Below are 15,867 nucleotides of genomic sequence, written 5' to 3'. Positions count from 1 at the left end.
CCTCTTTTAAAAGAAATCTGGTAGAAAAGGCAGAGGTTATTTGCAAAGGAGATACACCAAATGAAATATCGTTTTTCAGGGAAAAACGCCCTTGAACTTTCCGAAATTTGCCTCGGTTCTATGATGTTTGGCGGCCCTTGTGAGGAAGCAGAGAGCAAGGCAATTTTAGAGTCAGCCTATGAATCTGGTATAAATTTTTTAGATACGGCAGATGTGTATCAAACAGGAAAGACTGAAACACTCCTTGGAAAACTCCTCGGTGAGAAACGTAAAGAGTGGGTGATTGCCACAAAATTCGGTTACGGCACACAACATATGGGGTTCGAGGGGAAGGGTCGTAAAAACGCAGAGGGTATTTCTCGCAAATGGATTTTAGAAACCTTTCACGAAAGTCTGAAACGCCTTCAAACCGACTATGTTGACCTGCTTTATTTCCACCGTGCGATCCCCGGCCATTCCTTTGAGGAAGGCTTGCGCACTGTTGGTGATCTTATGGCGCAGGGGAAAGTCCTTTATTATGGTGTCTCAAATTTTAGAGGCTGGGAAATTGCAGAAATTGTGCGCTTAGCCGATGCGCTTGGCATTGCACGGCCTCTGATGGCGCAGCCGCTTTATAATATCACAGATCGCACCGCAGAGATGGAAATTTTACCCGCCTGTAAACAATACGGGATTGGCGTGACGCCTTACAGCCCGTTAGCAAGAGGCGTTTTGTCGGGTAAATACCGTGTTGGGGAAGCGCCTTCCAAAGAGTCTAGAGCAGGGCGTGCGGATAAGCGCATGATGGAAACGGAATGGCGGCAGGAATCTCTTCTTTTAGCCAATCGATTGAAAGACTATGCAGAGGCGAAAGGCTGTTCTCTGATTGCCTTCTCTATTGCATGGATTTTGGCAAATAAAGTGGTTACCTCGGTGATTGCAGGCCCTCGCACCTTAGAACAGTGGAAAGCCTATCAGGAAGCGCTAGAGGTGACGATTACAAAAGAAGATGGGGATTTTGTGAATGGCTTAGTGCCTTCAGGCCTTTCTTCCAGCACCCATTACCTCGATCCAGCCTATCCGCCACAGGGAAGAGTACTTTAAAAGCACCCTTTTCCATGTTCCATGTGGAACATTTTAATCCTCTGCGCAAAACAAAAACCCCGCAAAACGGGGTTTTTGTTTCGACTTAAAGGCGTTACCAGCGTTCCCTCATGATATTTCTAAGATCTCGTAGGAGATCACATCCTTTGCCATAGATATTCCATTTTGCTTCATGTTCAATACCACTTGCAAAAAGAGTTGGATTTGTGAGGGTATCATTGAGATCAGCTAGCAAGCTATCTATTTGTTCTTTTTGTTTTGGTGTTTGTAGAGGACTTTCTTTAGTGACGCAGTCAGATAAATCTCGAATTGCTTTTTGTAGCGGGATTTCCAAATCTTCTCTTCCATCTTCTGGGATACAAGAGCCCCAGTAGTTTTTGGAAGCTTCATCTAATTTTTCGTTGAGTTTGTCGAAGCGTAGAAGTTGAGCATTTTGTTTCTCTCTACGAGTTGAGATGAGAAACTTTCCGAGCGACCATATTGCATTTCCAATCCATGCTAGAATAGCTCCTGCAGTTATTTGCTGCCAATTTTCTAAAATAAAGGACATACATTATGAAGCTTCATTTAGGCGCGCGATAGCTTCTTGAATATATTGTTTTGCTTGTTTGACATAAGGTTGATTCGCATCACAGTCCGCTTCGATAATGAGTTTTTTTTCTAAATCAGCGGGTGTGATCTTGTTCGTTCGTACGAGACCACCAAAAGCTTCTTCTAAGAAGGAAGAAAAATAGCCATTTTTTCCATCAATATAGACATAAAGAGGATCATTAGCGGTCGCAGAAGCAAGGCGTTTTAGCAATAAATTTTGAAACTCTTCGCCGCTATGTGGACCAAGTCGTTTAAAACGAGCCCCTGTTCTAGGGGCAAAATCTTTAGAAATTCTGATTGTGTTCATGATGTTACCCTATATTAGATTCTGTATTATTTGCATATTTATGATTTACGATAAAGGTGGTGATAGTTTTATGTGCCATTTAATTAAAGTTCCGGGATAAGGAATGGGATTATTTGTTCCCTCGCCACCTTTTCCAGGTATTTTTTGAGAAAAACAGGCGGTGGCGAAGCCGCTAATAATTGTAATTTTATTTTCAGGATGAAGTGAAGTGGGATGAAGAATATCAGAGAATCCTTTTCCTCGATTTGACTTGTTTGTACTGGATTTATTTGCATCACATGCCCAAAATAAGCGGTGTATGTCATCAATATCAGATGTTGGAGGAATCTCTTTGTGAAAGATTTCTATTGATTTCGGAATTGTTATTCCAAGATCCACGCAAACAATTTCAAGCGTTCCTTTTTCTTCATCTAATTGAGCGCTGACCCACCAGCGTTTTTGTCTAAAAACTTCAAATTCTGGAAAGGTTTTTTTTGATAGTTTTGGATAAGCATGCTCAATGCTATTAGCAATACCTTCGATTAAAGGCAGTTTTTCAAATAAAGAACGCCTATCTGATGTCGTTAGATTCCAGTTTTTTTTATCTAGAGATGAAAATTTTTCTTGTAAGATACCGATAAGGGTCGGGTCTGCTATTTCTCCTGATTGGATAGGAATCCAATGTTTAGTTAATATTTTAGGGATGGCATCGTTAGGACAATTTATTTGTTCAAAAAATCCAACAGAAGTAAGCATCTGTGCTACTTGTGGTTGGTATGCTTCTGGATTCATTGGACGGAGAGGCTCTCCTTCGATGAGTTCCCATCTTTGAAATTCAGCAGTTAAAGCTATAGAGGTAGCAAAACTTATCTTTTCGATGTTTCCAAGATGGATTTGAAGGGAGATTGGATCTTGTTTATTGACAGCTTCTCTTAATTCCCAAAAAAAATGTAAGGATAGAAGCGTGTTCTGTTCTAAACATAAAAATTTGGGAGGGGTTAAGATCTTCTTTCCTAAAGCAATTTTCAATACTTTAGCTTTTCGTCTTTCGTGCCGATTTACTTCTTTTTTCATTCACCGCCTCTCTTTTAGAAGCGTCCAGGCGGCGAAGAGGTCGGCGGCACTGCCACCTGGGGGAACAGTCCCGATACCTTGATCATAGAAATTGTAAACTTGGCCATATTTATCAATCGAGCCAATCGGATGGCCATATTGATCTTTGATCTGATAGCCCGAGGCAGAGGCGCTTTCGCTGATTGTGCCAAGGACATTCCCCCTTGGGTCGCTGATACGGTTAATGCCAGGGGAGCTTGCACTATCGACAAAGGCAACAACTTTGCCGTCTTTTCCCCGTACCACAGTCCCATTCGGACTATTGGGATTTTGGGCTACCGTCTCGCTATCGCCTTCGCTGTTTTCAATGGTCGCTGTGCCAGAGCCTTCAATGACTTCGCCAGCATTTTCATCTCTTCCATCTTCGATGGCGCCGCTATCTTGAGGTGGCGGCGTTGGGTTTGATTTATGGAGGGGAAAGAGAAATTGGTCATCATTTTTCTGCCGCATGCTTTCCTCAACTGTTTGCGCAGAAAGCGCTTGAAAGGAAAAAGGAAGGAGAAGGCAGAAAGCGGCAAGAATTTGTTTTGGACGGCAGAATAAAGACATTCAAAGGGCTTTCGAGAGAGTGGTAATCCGTTATAAGTTACGAGATGACCGCATCTTAGTTATTTATAAGATACGGCACGCATGCTGTATAGAGGGGAAGGAAATGCCCCATAGCGCATTTTAGCCAGCTTATCATTGGATTAGCACATGAAAAAGCTTCTTTTTATCTTCTCTGTTTTGTCATTGCCTTTCCTCTGCGCCCTTTATGGGGGAAGGGTTTGGGCAGAAGAGGAACTTCCTTCGATTGATAAGATGGACGAATTTCATCCCGAAGTGAGCGCTGGTAAAGTCCCTACGCCTGATATTCAGGTTTCTAAAGCCAATCCAGACTTGCTCGCCGTTGTGCCCTTTGAAACGCCAGAAGAACAGTCAGAGACTCAAGAAAAAGACCGGATAGAGCTTTATCCTTCTCATCAAGCACCTGCCCGCCATCATAACAGCGAGCCAGATAATCCCGTAAATAATGTGCTGGCTGTGCCTGTGCCAACAGACGGAAAAACCTCAGAGGAAAAGCGTGATATTACAGGTGCGCCGAGCTTCTCAGTCGCCCCATTAAAACCTACAGGCGAAAATCTCTTTGGCCATGCGGCGTAAAATTGTTTTTTTGATAGCGTGAGATGTTTTAAAGAAGATGCATTATTTAATTTATTGTGATGAATCTGCGGCTGATGGTGCATTTTATTCGGATTTTTACGGCGGTGGCATTCTTCTAGAAAAAGATCGGCAAAAGATGGAAAAGTCCTTTTTGCTGTGTAAGGAGAGCTATAAGATTCAAGGGGAAATGAAATGGAGCAAAGTGACTCCTTATGCTCTTGAGGCTTACAAAGAATATGTGGATATTCTTTTTGGTTATATCAGGCAAAATAAGCTTAAAATTAGAATTATGTTCACACAAAATGTGAATGAATTAACCGCCGCAGCGAGGGCAAAATATAGAAATCAAAATAAATTTTACCGCTTATATTACCAATTTTAAAAACATTCTTTTGGTCTTAATAAACCTAGGTCTGCGAAAAATGATTTTTTAGAACTTTCTTTTTTTATGGATGATTTGCCAGATAAAACAGAAGATTTGAAATTATTTAAAAATCAGTTGATGGGGCTCTCTGATGTTTATTATCAGGTTAAGGTTCAAAATATTTTCGAAGTAAATTCAGCAAAACATCCTATTTTACAGGCGATTGATATTGTTCTGGGGTCAATGCAATTCCGCTTGAATAATTTGCATCTTGTTAAACCAGAAGGGCAACGTTGTAGAGGAAAACGCACAATCGCCAAGGAGAAACTTTATAGGCATATTTTGGGTCATATTAGATCCAAAGCGTTAAGGATGGAGGGATTTAATATAGGCGTGACAACGGGAGATTGGGGGCGCTCAATGCGAGAGTGGGAGTTGCCTTATGCGCACCGAAGTTATTTTCTTGCAGAGGAAAAAAGCCTCAATCTTTCGAGGGGAAAACGTTATCGGCTGCGTCAGAAATAAAAAGGACGCCGTCCTTCCTACGTCGGCAATTCTGCCAAAAGACCCTTAACTCAGCTAAAGGCTTCCGAAAGGGACAGAGTCCTATTTCTCTTATAGGTAAACAGGGAATGGTTTTCAAGAGAAGAAGCGTTTATTCCGTCGTTTCGAGGGAATCCTCGTCCGAAGTGAAATCATAGGGCAGGGATTCTGTTTGAGGCTGATAGGCTTTTTTGAGCGATGCAAGGAGCTGGAACTCTAAGCTGTTATCACGCCCTTGAAGGCGCAAGCGATTGCCAGCTTTGACCGTGCAATAGAGGTCTTTCCCTGAGGCGCTTGCAGGATTGCGCTCTGGATTAGCGCACCAGTAATAGGTGACAAAATCCGCTTTTCTTGGGTCAAACTGATCTAAATTGACAGGGTCGCCATATTTCTGGCGGGCTTCTTGCAGAACGGTTTCAATCGTGCCCGTGTCGGGTTCATAGGCAATCTGGTTGACCGACAGTTCTTGAGCGTAAGGCAGTCTTGCATCACAGGCAAATTGCACATTGAGACTGCCTTGACGGCTGCTGGCCCTAAGCTGTGTGCCTTCAGTGCAGGTCTGCGCTTCTGGCGGTGTGCCGATAATTTTGACCTCTTCCAGTCCCACCCGGAGTGTTTGGGCGACGGCGTGTCGTGCTTGGGAAAAATTCATGCGAAGTCTTACCCCCGCCAATTCAGATTGGTCAGCATTATGGGGACGTGAAACGGCCATTTCCTGCTTAATTTGCTCAAGATTTTCTGATTCTTCCCGTGTCTCAGGGGCGCTTAAAGAAAGCTGGCGGGGCGGTGGCGAATGGATTTTAATTTTTTTCTTCGCTTTTTGTGCCTTTTTAACCGTTGGTTTTGTTGCCGCATGTTTCTTTTTAACAGGATCTGGCACAGGTTTAGCCTCTTCTGGCAAGGGCACTAAAGAGGTCTCTGTTGGCGCAGATGGAACAGGCTCGGCAGCAGAAGGTGATTCTGATTGTGCAACAGCCATGTCTTCATTGCTTTCACTTGGATCAAGCGGATTGCGGACAGGTGCAGGAGAGGCTTCTAGCGCAGGCAGACTTTGAGCAGATTCTGGCGCTGGCTGTGGCGGAAGAGAGACAGGCTCAGACGCTGGCGATACAGTCGTTTTTTCCTGATTTTTCTGCGGTTCTTCTGAAGAGATCGAAGGGGAAGCCACAGGGGGCGCTGAAACTGTTTTATCCGACTGTGTTTTAAAGGAAATAAGCGGTTTAGAACTCGCTTGCGCTGAGGCAATCAAAGGTTTGAGCGTATGGGTGTGGATCGGGGCGGTTGCGGTTGCGGCCGCAAAAGCCTGCCCCAATAAGAGGGGAAGACAAACAGAAGTCCCAAAAGAAAAAGAGCAGAGGGAGAGAAGCCGGCGTCTTTGTGTCATTTGAATAATCTGCTTAACAGCCTTTTTTGTCAGTCTGGAGGATAGAGTCAGCTTAGGCTATTCCTTTAAAAAAAACATCTTTTATTTTGCCTTTTCAGGGGCGCTTTTCGGAGCAGAAGCCTTTTGAGACGGTTTTTTTGCGTTTTTCGGTAAAGGGCTTTCGCTTTTCGGGTCAATCACTTGGCGTTTGGGGAGGGCTGGCGGAGGCGCTGATTTGACTTCGCCTGTTTCATCGGCTTCACTGCCCATATAGCCTGTATTGGCTTCAACGTCCTGCTTTGGCTTTTGGCGCTGTTTTTGCGCTACCGCTTTGGGCGTGACCTTTTCGGGCAAAGGCGTGACATACATCAGCTGTAAAAAAGGCCTGTAAATCCCTTCCAAATGTCCATCTTCTTTGATCGTAAAGGGCGTACAGGCGAGGGTTACACGGTCGCACTGATATTGCATTTTTCCTTTGCTTTTCAGCGTTAAAAATTTAGGCTGAAAGAAGGGGCGGTAGAGAGAAGGCAAATGATCAACTTTGAGCCGTGTCAGCTCGTCTTTATGGGCTTTTCTGGCTTTGCGCACAAATTCAGGAAAGTCGCATCTTTCTTCAAAAATACAGTTATCCGAGGCGGCTTGCCATTCATTCACCCAGTCATCACGGTGGTTAAACCCTTTGGGAATGAGATAATTCCGTCCCCAAGGAGATTCCCAAAGAGTGGCCTCGCCATTACTGCCCAGCCAAAGCATCTGCCATTCCTCAACCGTTTCAGGCTTGAAACAGGCAAGGCCAGAATCAAGGCACATTAAAATGGTTTGAGGGCCTTTGTGTAATCCAGAATAAGGCAAAGGCGGCGATTTTTTCTTTTCAGGCTTCACAGGCACCATATAGGTGGGGATATGGGTCGGTTCAATCGGCTCAAAAAGCGGCCTTAAATCGTCCATCGCCCTTTCAGGCGGCGGTGCAGGCTCAGAGACAACGGCCAAAGCAGGCGTCATCGGCAAGAATAAACCAAATGTCCCTAGAAAAATCCTTTGGGAAAGTGAAGCGGAAAAAGCGGAAAGTTTCATAGGAAATTCACAGCCGTCAAAGTCATTTCATCACTTCAGAAGCGGTCGGCACAGGCGCTGCCTTGTCTTTCTTTTCTTGGGCTGTTTGCGGTACAGAATCCCCATCTTTTGGCGTCACAAAAGCTGTTTCTGACCCAGCGCCTGCAAGGGGTGCGGCACTTGTCAGCTCTGTTGGCGGCGTGATGTAGGTCAGAGGCTGGTGCGGACGGTAAAACCCGACCTGCTGATCCGGGTGATCGATAAAAGGGGTGCAAATATAGGTGAAAAGGTCGCATTGATATTGCGTTTCGCCCTTGCTTTGCAATTTTTTCATCGTGGGCTGGAAAAAGGGGCGGAAGGCTTTTGGAAAATTATACTCATCAAGACGGTGGAGCATGCTTTTATGGGTTTTTCTAGCCTGCTGGACAAAGGAAGGGAAGTCGCATTTATCATTTACAGCACAGTCTCTTTCTGCTGTTTTCCAAGCCTCAACCCATTTATCATTATGATTATAGCCATAGGGAATAATATATCTTTTACCCCAAGGGGCTTTCCATGTGCCGACAGGATAGCGGCCGCTTTCATTATAAAGCTGAGTCCATTCGGCCTTATTGGCAATACGGTGGCAGCCAAGACCCGTATTGTCGCAAAAAGTGATGGTAGCGCTGTCTGGCGCTTGGTCAGGAGAGACACCAAGGTCTTTCTCACAGCCTGTTAGGGAAAAAACAGAAAGTAAAAGGGCCGATGGCAATAAGCAAATTTTCTTGAAGGGCTTCATGGGGCTTTTCAATGCAGTAAAATCCAAAAGAGGTTGCAGCGTTAATTTTATAGGGTTAATTTTTAAAACTTCAAGTTTAAGCCGATAATATCGCTTTACTTTCGGTAAAAGTGACGCTTAGAAACGATATGATGAAACAGATTTTTCCTCTTTTTGCGCCTTTTTCCAAACGCTTTCAAAAGCGCAACGGGCATTTGCATGCCACAACGCTAGGGGCTGTTGCTTGTTTCGTTTTTTTAGCCTGTTTTTCTGTATCAGCGCAGGCACATAAAGCGGACGAAGAGGAAGAAATGGTCTTGCCGCTGCCTGTTGCGCCAAAACTCTCGAAAGAGCAGATAAAAGATTTGCCTCCAGCGCCAAGTCCTCCGCTTCACCCAGCGTCTGAAGCGCCACGCTATCCCACAGGGCCGGGTTATGGCGGTAAACAAATGACCGAGGCCGGTAAAATCAAAGGCTACGTTTCTGATCTCAGCCATTCCAGAGGCATGGTTGAAAAACGGATGAATAATGAGGATACCAAGCAGTTTGCGCCAGACCCCGCACAGCAGGCCATGCAGGAATTGGAGGTCATGCCGTCCGAGACGATGAATGATGCCAGCGATCCGATGGTTTCGGAGGCGATGAATGGCAAAGTGCCCGAAGTTACTGCGCCGCCGATACACCCTTTGAACCGCAGTAATCAGGCTTTGGAGCAGAAAATTTCGCTTTGGTTTAATTTAACCAAAGGGCAGCGTGATCTGCGCAGCTATATTTATCCGATTATTCCTAAATTTTTAGAGGCCTGCCCGACATGGGATTCCCAGCTTTCAGGCTGGACAAGCTGTCAAAATGCGATTCCAGAACAAACAGAATTTGTGAAAATTCTCAAAAATGAGCCGAGAGACACGCAAATCCAGCAATGGTTTTTCCTCAATGAAATGGCTGATATTGGCTCAAGTGAAGATGATGTTGTGCGGGCGCAAGTTTTTATCGCCCGTTATTTTGCGGAAATGGTCGAAGACCAGCTTCAAAAAGAAGGCTGGTGCTATGGCCCGTCTTGGGTCAGTCCAGCGGAGCAAAGCTGGATGAGCTGTTCAAAAATGCCTCTGCGGAGTGCGAGAACAGATGCAGGCTGGGGACGCTATCGCCATCCTGCCAATGCGCCTAAACCGAAATGGCCGATTCCGGGATAAAAATTCCTTTACCCTCTTGGGATTAAAGTGTTTCATCAAAGGGTAATTTTACAAAAATGAACATGAGACAGGAAAGGAAGGTCGCATGAAATTTTCCCATGATAACTCTCAAAAAAAACAAGCAGAACCGGAAATCTCGGCAACACGGCGTAACTTATTCCGTGGCGGTATGGGCGTTGCAGCCTTAGGCGTCACGGGAGCGCTGGGAGCTGGCAGGGCGCAGGCTGCCCTTGGTGGAGGCCATAAATCCGCTGCGCCTGCCAATCCAGCAGGGCTTTATCCAGCCCCAGCCTATCATTCCCAAGAACAGCCTTGGCCGGGTATTCAGTCAAAAATGACTCCTGTACCTGATTGTGGTGAAAAATCTTATAAAGGCTCTGGCCGAATGGCAGGGCGTAAAGCCTTAATTGCAGGCGGTGATTCAGGGATTGGCCGTGCGGTAGCGATTGCCTTTGCCCGTGAGGGGGCGGATATTGTCCTGAATTATTTGCCACAAGAGCAGGGCGATGCCGAAGATTGCGCAAAATATATCAAAGAGGCAGGACGCAAAGTCTTCTTGTTGCCGGGGGATTTGAGAGAAGAAAAATTCTGCCAGTCTTTGGTTAAAGAGTCTGCGGAGAAATTGGGCGGATTGGATTGCTTGATTGTGACCGCCGGCCGTCAGCGCTTTTGTGAAGACATTACCACCCTTAGCACAGAGGATTTTGATTGGACGGTCAAAACGAATTTGTATGCGCTGTTCTGGCTCATTCGGGAAGCGGCGAAAATCATGCCAGAAGGCAGCACGATTGTGACAACGACCTCCCGTCAGGCAACTTTACCCAGCCCAACCCTGGTCGATTATGCGATGACAAAGGCAGGGATTGCAAATATGACCCAGTCGCTTGGCACACAGCTTTTGATTCAAAAAGGCATTCGTGTCAATTCGGTTGCGCCCGGGCCTTTCTGGACACCGCTCCAGATTTCAGGCGCTGTACCCCAAGAAGTGTTTAAACAATTTGGCGGCGACAGTATTCCAACCTTTGGCTCGGATACATCTTTCCACCGTCCGGGACAGCCTGCGGAGCTTGCGCCGCTTTATGTGACCCTTGCCAGCACCGAAACCACCTATACAACAGGGGAAATTTGGGGCAGCACAGGCGGACATTCCGCCCCTTCTATCATCCATAAAGGCTGATAAAACGGCGTGAAAAGAAAAGGGCGCTTTGTCAGCGCCCTTTTTGCCTTTGAAGAGGCATGAGGAAAACAGAAATCAAGGACGGAAAAGAATTTTTCCTTTTCGGCCAGCTTCTTCGGAGGCTTTTAAGGCCTCTTTATAATCCGCAAGCGGATATGTGCCCGCCACAGGGAGCTGTATTTTGCCTGCCTTGACCAGAGCGGCGATTTTGCGAATGGCAAACCCTTTGGAGAGACGTTCTAAATTAAGTCCGCCGGCATCTTTTGGATTCATTTCCCCTGCAAAAATGGATTTCGCAAGATTGCCAAGCATTTTGAGCTTGGCTTCGGAGGGAATTTCTTTGGCCGCTTGGGTCGCCCAAAAGCCGCGAATTTTCTTATTACGGAAAATCAAATCAGAAGGGTCAATTTGAATGGCTTCACCGCTCATTGCGCCAAAGGAGATGAGAACGCCCCCTTTGCCGAGAAGGGAAAGCATTTCACCGCCTGCTTGACCGCCAACGGAATCAACGCCAGCGACAGCTTTTCCGCCTGTGATGCGCACAACCTGATCTTTCCAGTCCACTTCATCGGTAGAAACCACAGGCTCAATTTTGGCCTCTAACATTTCCCTTTTGGCTTTTTGCGAACGGACAAGGCTGAGAACATGGATTCCTCGGCTTTTGCCAATCGGCGCAAGCACTTTCCCGACCGCACCATTCGAGGCATTTTGAATCACCCATTCGCCAGCCTTCGCCTTTGTTGCCCCCAAAAGCATCATCGCACTTAAAGGCATGGAAAGGAGCTGGGCGGCAATCTCATCAGGAACGCCTTCGGGAACGGGGACAACATCACCGCCTTTGGCAATAAATTCCTCTGCCCAAGCGCCCCACATTTTGCAGGCAATGACTTTTTGCCCTTTTTTAAGACCGACAATCGCCGAGCCGACTTCTTCAATAATGCCTAAAGCTTCATCACCGGGCACGGCTGGCAGACGGGGTTTAATCCCATATTGCCCTTTGATATACCAGAGATGATGGTTGTGAATAGGGGCGAGAAGCATGCGGATGCGCACTTCATCCTTCTGTAACGGACGGAGGGAAGCATCTCTATCCTCCAAAACCGTTTCAGGATTGCCAAATTCGTTAAAAACAAGCGCTTTCATCGGGAAATTTTCCTTTAATGAGGAGAGGTAAAAGTTAGGCAAAAGCCTCTAAGAAGGTTTCGGCAGCCAGCTTGCCGAGCGCATCTGCGGCGACAGGGCTGTCCCCTGTGAGGAGAATGCGGTCTCGATGCACACGGCCGAGTTCAGGGCTTGGCAGGATTTTCAGCCCCTGTTTTTCAAGCGCCTCGCCAATAAACCACTGCATTGGGGCAGGGATATAGCCAATTGATTGGAGCATCTCTTTGTCAATCTGATCGGGGAAGGCGCAAATTTCAAAACCAGCAAGCGGATTTTCCCGTAAGTTGGAAAGTTTGGCAGGGTCTGCAAAATTCAGACGCTCCTCTGGATTTTCAGATTTTCTGCCAAGCACGGAAAGAGAAAGCAGACAGGCAGGGCCATGGCAAAGCGTGATAATGAATTTCTGCCCTTCAATGGCCTGTTTTAAAATCTGCCCCACATTGTGGCTCAAAGGGATTGTGTTGAGCACGCCATGACCGCCCGGAATGAAAACTGCAAGATAGTCTGAATCCTTCCCTAGACCGCCATTTTGCACAACACGCCTTAAATCCAGCGGATTGGTAAAGGCTGGCTGATATTTCTGAAAAATCTCTAAAATGAGCTTGTCTTGGGAAGGAAAAGCCCATTCCTCGAACTTTACATGCTCGCCCGAAGGGGTGGCGATGTCGAACTCAAACCCTGCCGCATGAAGATGCGCCATTGGGAGAAGTGTTTCGACGGGGTGGTTTCCGCTGGAGAAAAACTTGCCTTCTTTCAAAGGGAGATAGCGCTCTTGGGTCGCAATCACCAAAATCTTTTTCGAGCCTGTATATTTTCTGTCGTAAACAGGCGTTTTTGCGCCTGTTGTCGGGGCGGTAAATTGGCTGAGTGAAAATTCAGAGGGGAAATAAGCGTCACGTTCTGCTTTGTCGGCAATCGGGGCTTTTGACAAGTTAGTCATTTTGGCATTCTACTTCTTTGATTTGGAAACAAGGTCTTCTTTTTCCGAGATAAGCCGCAGGATTTTTTAAACAAGGGCTTGAAATTTCGCTTTCAAAACACGCTTCTAGTTTTTGATCTTTTTTTAAGAGAATTTTTGAGTGCAAAATGTGAAGGCAGGTTGCTTTTAAAAAAGCCTCCAAATAGCGCTTGTGCTAAAGTGCGTCTCCAGAGATTCAATTTTTGAAAGTGACTCTGATGCCCCAAACGACACATATCCCCGAACCTAATCTGTTCTATTACGCACCGTCCGAGCTGTCGCAAGACGCCGTTTTTACTTGGCTTTTGAGCTATGCAGATTCTAAATTTGCCACTGATTTTCCTAAAATGCACGAGGCTGGAAAATTTTTTCTTGCCGCATTGTTAAAAAAGGCCAAGTTCGAAGAAAAAATCGAATTCGAAAAATTTTCCTATCAAAACATCGAAATTTTAAAGCAGTTTGAACATACAGATTTGCTGGTGAAACTAGATGAAAAAATAGTCCTGTTGATTGAGGACAAGGTTAATGCTCAAGAGCATGGGGATCAATTAAAAACATATTGGGATAAAATTAACACAAAATTTTCGGATCGTAAGGTTGGGGCGCTTTATCTCAAAACAGGTAATCCTCAGCCACAAGAGTTGGGAAAGATAGATTTTAAAAAATATTCTTTTTTGGGTCGGCAGGAACTTCTTAGCATTTTGGAAGAAATTCAGAAAAAAGTCCCAGGGAATGAGATTATCAACCAGTTCTTGGATTATCTCCAAGAAAAGGAAAGGGCTTTCCAGACCTATTTAACCTCTCCTGTTGGAAAATGGGAATATGAAGGCGAAGAAGGCTTTTTTACCGCCTTGGCCGCGTATTTCGAAAAACAGGAAACTGAGACTGGCAGAGATGAGAGCCTGACATGGAAATATGTTTCGAATGCCAATGGCGGTTTTCTAGGGGCTTTTTGGAGCTGGGGAAGATTCAAAGGGGTAGTGCCGTACCTTCAAATTGAATCATGGATGAGCGGTGAAAGGGGCGGTATGGAGAACCGTCTTTTCGTCCGCCTTCACAGTCAGCCTAGTGCCGCTTTGACATGGGAAATTTGGGATAAATTTCTCGAAGTCCTGCAAAAAGCAGGATCAGAAGACGGCATTCAAGTGACCCGTGTTTCAAGACGGCGTTTAGGCTCAACTTCTGCGGTTGCCATTATTGGCGATAAAGATGATTGGCTAAAACGCAAAGAGGACGGAAAACTTGACCTTGAGGCCACTTTCGCCTGCCTCGATAAAATTTCCGCCATGATGAGAAAAGCCGAACAATTCCAAGACTAAAGTTACGAGACTTATGAAAGAAGAGTCTCAAAAAGAAACGTGCCCTGAATCCTTCAGGGCACGTTTTGTTATGAAAGCGAGTGGAAAAGTTTTACGCAAGGTGGATTTTGAGATGAGAGAAGGCGTGCTAGTCTGCTTTTGAAAGTTGTTTGTCCTTTTGAGAGTTTTTGGCGTGTTAAAAACATTAACGAAATACCTGCCTGCCTTGCTTTTAATCCCTTTTCTCCCGTCGCTTTCGCATGCGGAGGACGGCTTTCGTGGCCTAAAGTTTGGAACAGATGTCTATGCGCTTGCAACGGCTAATCTCTGCACGGGAGAGAATGGCGGTGACTGGTATGGGTGGAAAATTTCCAAAGTAGGGCTTGAAAAAGGAAATCTAGAACAGCAACCCCAAGGACATGGAAAGAATGGAGCATATGACCTTTCTAATCCAGAAGATGTGGCTGTTTTAAAATCTGGAATTGTGATTGCCTCCTGTGAATGGTCGGCGCTTCCTTCTGTGACCTCGGAAAAGAAAACACCGCAATCTTTGTATCTTTTTTATCTTGATGGCGGTTTAAGCCTCGTGAAATTATATTTGCAGGCCACGCCAGGGGGATTGCCTTGGGATACAGGGCTGGCAGCCCTTAGAAATCAATTGATTGAGAAATACGGAAAAGCCAAACACGAACAGATAGAGGCGTGGCAAATGAACCTCGCCCAGATTTTGTTTTCGAGTGGCAAATTAGATTTTCCAGCATGGCATAGAGGGGCGTACCGCTATGACTATTTTGACAAAAAGAGTGTTTTGTTTTCCTCTGCTATCTCCGACAGCCCCTATAATAAGCTCCCCAATACGCTAACCTATATCTCTCCTAATTTTGAAAGCAGATTATTGGCGGTTGTGGAGCGTGAAAAAGTTAAAAGAGAGACTGAACGCAGAGAAGCCGAGCAAAGAGAACGGGAACGGCAGGAAGCAGAACAAAGAGAGCGTGAACGGCAGGAAGCCGAACGAAGAGCGGCAGAAATCGCCGCCCAAAATGCACAGCAGAACGCTGAACAAAATCAAACTTCAGAGCAAAACCCCGATCAGCAAAATGCTGAACAAAATCAAAATTCTGCTCAGCAGAATGCACAGCAAAACACAGAACAGATGCCAGAACAGGCTGGGAATAATACGCCCCAAGAGGGAAGTCATGACGGGGCCAATCAAGGCGCAAATTAAGCGCTTTTAAGCTTTTTTTCGGAAAGCGAGCAGAAGCTCAAAAAAACACGATACGAAAAGTAGAATTAAGATCTCCGAAGGTACACGCTAACCTTGTTATCTCTTTGCCAAAAGAAAAGCGTGCCCCGAATTTTTCAAGGCACGCTTTTTAAGCTTTTAGATGCGCTGAAAGAGGGCACTGTTAATGCCCAGCGGCGGCCATGCCGCCATCTGGCATGTTCTGGACATAGGCCTCTGCCATATCGGTTTGCTGTTGCTGAATTTGTGCCTGATTATCAAGCGTTTGCTGGGAGAGCGCCTGCTGCTGATTCATTTCCATCTGCTGCTGGGCAAAATGCTGCTGCTGTTGGGCGAGCTGTGCCTGCTGCTGATCCATAATTTGCTGAGGGCTTTGGTTGAGCTGGGATTGCTGAGAGGCCATTTCCTGCTGATACATCATATCCGCACCGCCCATTTCCTGCGCTGAAACAGCACCCGCCCAAAGACCGCCAGCAAGAACAGGCAAAACCAGCATTTTTTGAAGATTTCTCACACCACAATCCCTTTTAAAATTCTTGAT

18 protein-coding genes are annotated in these 15,867 nt (G+C 45.8%); 8 read left to right on the top strand and 10 right to left on the bottom strand.

The window, feature by feature from the left end; translation table 11 throughout:
* Window positions 1–60 precede the first annotated feature (60 nt).
* A complete protein-coding gene (locus FAI40_04275; GenBank protein QCE34623.1) occupies window positions 61–1,083 on the top strand; it encodes an aldo/keto reductase in 1,023 nt (340 codons plus the stop codon).
* A gap of 94 nt (window positions 1,084–1,177) precedes the next feature.
* Here the strand turns inward: FAI40_04275 and FAI40_04270 are convergent, their stop codons facing one another.
* The 4 genes from FAI40_04270 to FAI40_04255 are packed head-to-tail and all read right to left on the bottom strand — an operon-like array spanning window position 1,178 to window position 3,622.
* Window positions 1,178–1,633, bottom strand: a complete 456-nt coding sequence (locus FAI40_04270) for a hypothetical protein (protein QCE34622.1) — start codon at window positions 1,631–1,633, stop codon at window positions 1,178–1,180.
* Window positions 1,634–1,636: 3 nt separating this feature from the next.
* Entirely contained in the window at window positions 1,637–1,981 is a 345-nt protein-coding gene (locus FAI40_04265; GenBank protein QCE34621.1) for a DUF4325 domain-containing protein, read from the bottom strand.
* A gap of 45 nt (window positions 1,982–2,026) precedes the next feature.
* The gene (locus FAI40_04260; protein ID QCE34620.1) at window positions 2,027–3,034 is read right to left on the bottom strand and encodes a hypothetical protein; all 1,008 of its coding nucleotides are present in this window, start codon (window positions 3,032–3,034) and stop codon (window positions 2,027–2,029) included.
* Window positions 3,035–3,622 (bottom strand): hypothetical protein, encoded by a 588-nt coding sequence (locus tag FAI40_04255; protein QCE34619.1) that lies wholly within the window; start codon window positions 3,620–3,622, stop codon window positions 3,035–3,037.
* 147 nt (window positions 3,623–3,769) lie between these two features.
* Between FAI40_04255 and FAI40_04250 the strand changes: the two genes are divergently transcribed.
* From FAI40_04250 to FAI40_04240, 3 genes are all read left to right on the top strand, one after another.
* A complete protein-coding gene (locus FAI40_04250) occupies window positions 3,770–4,216 on the top strand; it encodes a hypothetical protein (protein QCE34618.1) in 447 nt (148 codons plus the stop codon).
* 37 nt (window positions 4,217–4,253) lie between these two features.
* Entirely contained in the window at window positions 4,254–4,598 is a 345-nt protein-coding gene (locus FAI40_04245; protein ID QCE34617.1) for a hypothetical protein, read from the top strand.
* A 66-nt stretch (window positions 4,599–4,664) separates the two neighbouring features.
* Entirely contained in the window at window positions 4,665–5,105 is a 441-nt protein-coding gene (locus FAI40_04240; protein QCE34616.1) for a hypothetical protein, read from the top strand.
* A gap of 130 nt (window positions 5,106–5,235) precedes the next feature.
* Here the strand turns inward: FAI40_04240 and FAI40_04235 are convergent, their stop codons facing one another.
* The 3 genes from FAI40_04235 to FAI40_04225 all read right to left on the bottom strand — a co-directional run bounded on the left by FAI40_04235 (window position 5,236) and on the right by FAI40_04225 (window position 8,290).
* Window positions 5,236–6,507, bottom strand: a complete 1,272-nt coding sequence (locus FAI40_04235) for a hypothetical protein (protein QCE34615.1) — start codon at window positions 6,505–6,507, stop codon at window positions 5,236–5,238.
* 81 nt (window positions 6,508–6,588) lie between these two features.
* Window positions 6,589–7,560, bottom strand: a complete 972-nt coding sequence (locus FAI40_04230) for a hypothetical protein (GenBank protein QCE34614.1) — start codon at window positions 7,558–7,560, stop codon at window positions 6,589–6,591.
* A 22-nt stretch (window positions 7,561–7,582) separates the two neighbouring features.
* Window positions 7,583–8,290, bottom strand: coding sequence for a hypothetical protein (locus tag FAI40_04225; GenBank protein ID QCE34613.1), 708 nt, complete (start codon window positions 8,288–8,290; stop codon window positions 7,583–7,585).
* A 155-nt stretch (window positions 8,291–8,445) separates the two neighbouring features.
* On the opposite strand from FAI40_04225, the gene FAI40_04220 reads away from it, so the two are divergent.
* Both FAI40_04220 and FAI40_04215 read left to right on the top strand, forming a co-directional pair.
* Window positions 8,446–9,489 (top strand): hypothetical protein, encoded by a 1,044-nt coding sequence (locus FAI40_04220; GenBank protein ID QCE34612.1) that lies wholly within the window; start codon window positions 8,446–8,448, stop codon window positions 9,487–9,489.
* Between the two features lie 169 nt (window positions 9,490–9,658).
* On the top strand, window positions 9,659–10,666 hold the full coding sequence (locus tag FAI40_04215; protein QCE35743.1) for an SDR family oxidoreductase: 1,008 nt from the start codon (window positions 9,659–9,661) through the stop codon (window positions 10,664–10,666).
* Window positions 10,667–10,741: 75 nt separating this feature from the next.
* On the opposite strand, the gene FAI40_04210 is transcribed toward FAI40_04215, so the two are convergent.
* Window positions 10,742–11,809 carry a hypothetical protein gene (locus FAI40_04210; GenBank protein QCE34611.1) on the bottom strand — a complete coding sequence of 356 codons (1,068 nt, stop codon included), beginning with the start codon at window positions 11,807–11,809 and terminating at the stop codon, window positions 10,742–10,744.
* A gap of 34 nt (window positions 11,810–11,843) precedes the next feature.
* On the bottom strand, window positions 11,844–12,767 hold the full coding sequence (hchA, locus tag FAI40_04205; protein ID QCE34610.1) for a protein deglycase HchA: 924 nt from the start codon (window positions 12,765–12,767) through the stop codon (window positions 11,844–11,846).
* A gap of 236 nt (window positions 12,768–13,003) precedes the next feature.
* On the opposite strand from hchA, the gene FAI40_04200 reads away from it, so the two are divergent.
* Together FAI40_04200 and FAI40_04195 are read left to right on the top strand one after the other, a co-directional pair.
* The gene (locus tag FAI40_04200; GenBank protein QCE34609.1) at window positions 13,004–14,104 is read left to right on the top strand and encodes a hypothetical protein; all 1,101 of its coding nucleotides are present in this window, start codon (window positions 13,004–13,006) and stop codon (window positions 14,102–14,104) included.
* Window positions 14,105–14,276: 172 nt separating this feature from the next.
* Window positions 14,277–15,308 carry a hypothetical protein gene (locus tag FAI40_04195; GenBank protein QCE34608.1) on the top strand — a complete coding sequence of 344 codons (1,032 nt, stop codon included), beginning with the start codon at window positions 14,277–14,279 and terminating at the stop codon, window positions 15,306–15,308.
* A 181-nt stretch (window positions 15,309–15,489) separates the two neighbouring features.
* Here FAI40_04195 and FAI40_04190 read toward each other — a convergent pair whose 3' ends face one another.
* Window positions 15,490–15,840, bottom strand: coding sequence for a hypothetical protein (locus FAI40_04190; GenBank protein QCE34607.1), 351 nt, complete (start codon window positions 15,838–15,840; stop codon window positions 15,490–15,492).
* Window positions 15,841–15,867 lie beyond the last annotated feature (27 nt).

Source organism: Acetobacteraceae bacterium (assembly GCA_004843345.1).
Taxonomy (GTDB): Bacteria; Pseudomonadota; Alphaproteobacteria; order Acetobacterales; family Acetobacteraceae.
The sequence above is the reverse complement of the archived record's forward strand: the minus strand, read 5'-3'. Positions and strand labels throughout refer to the sequence as shown.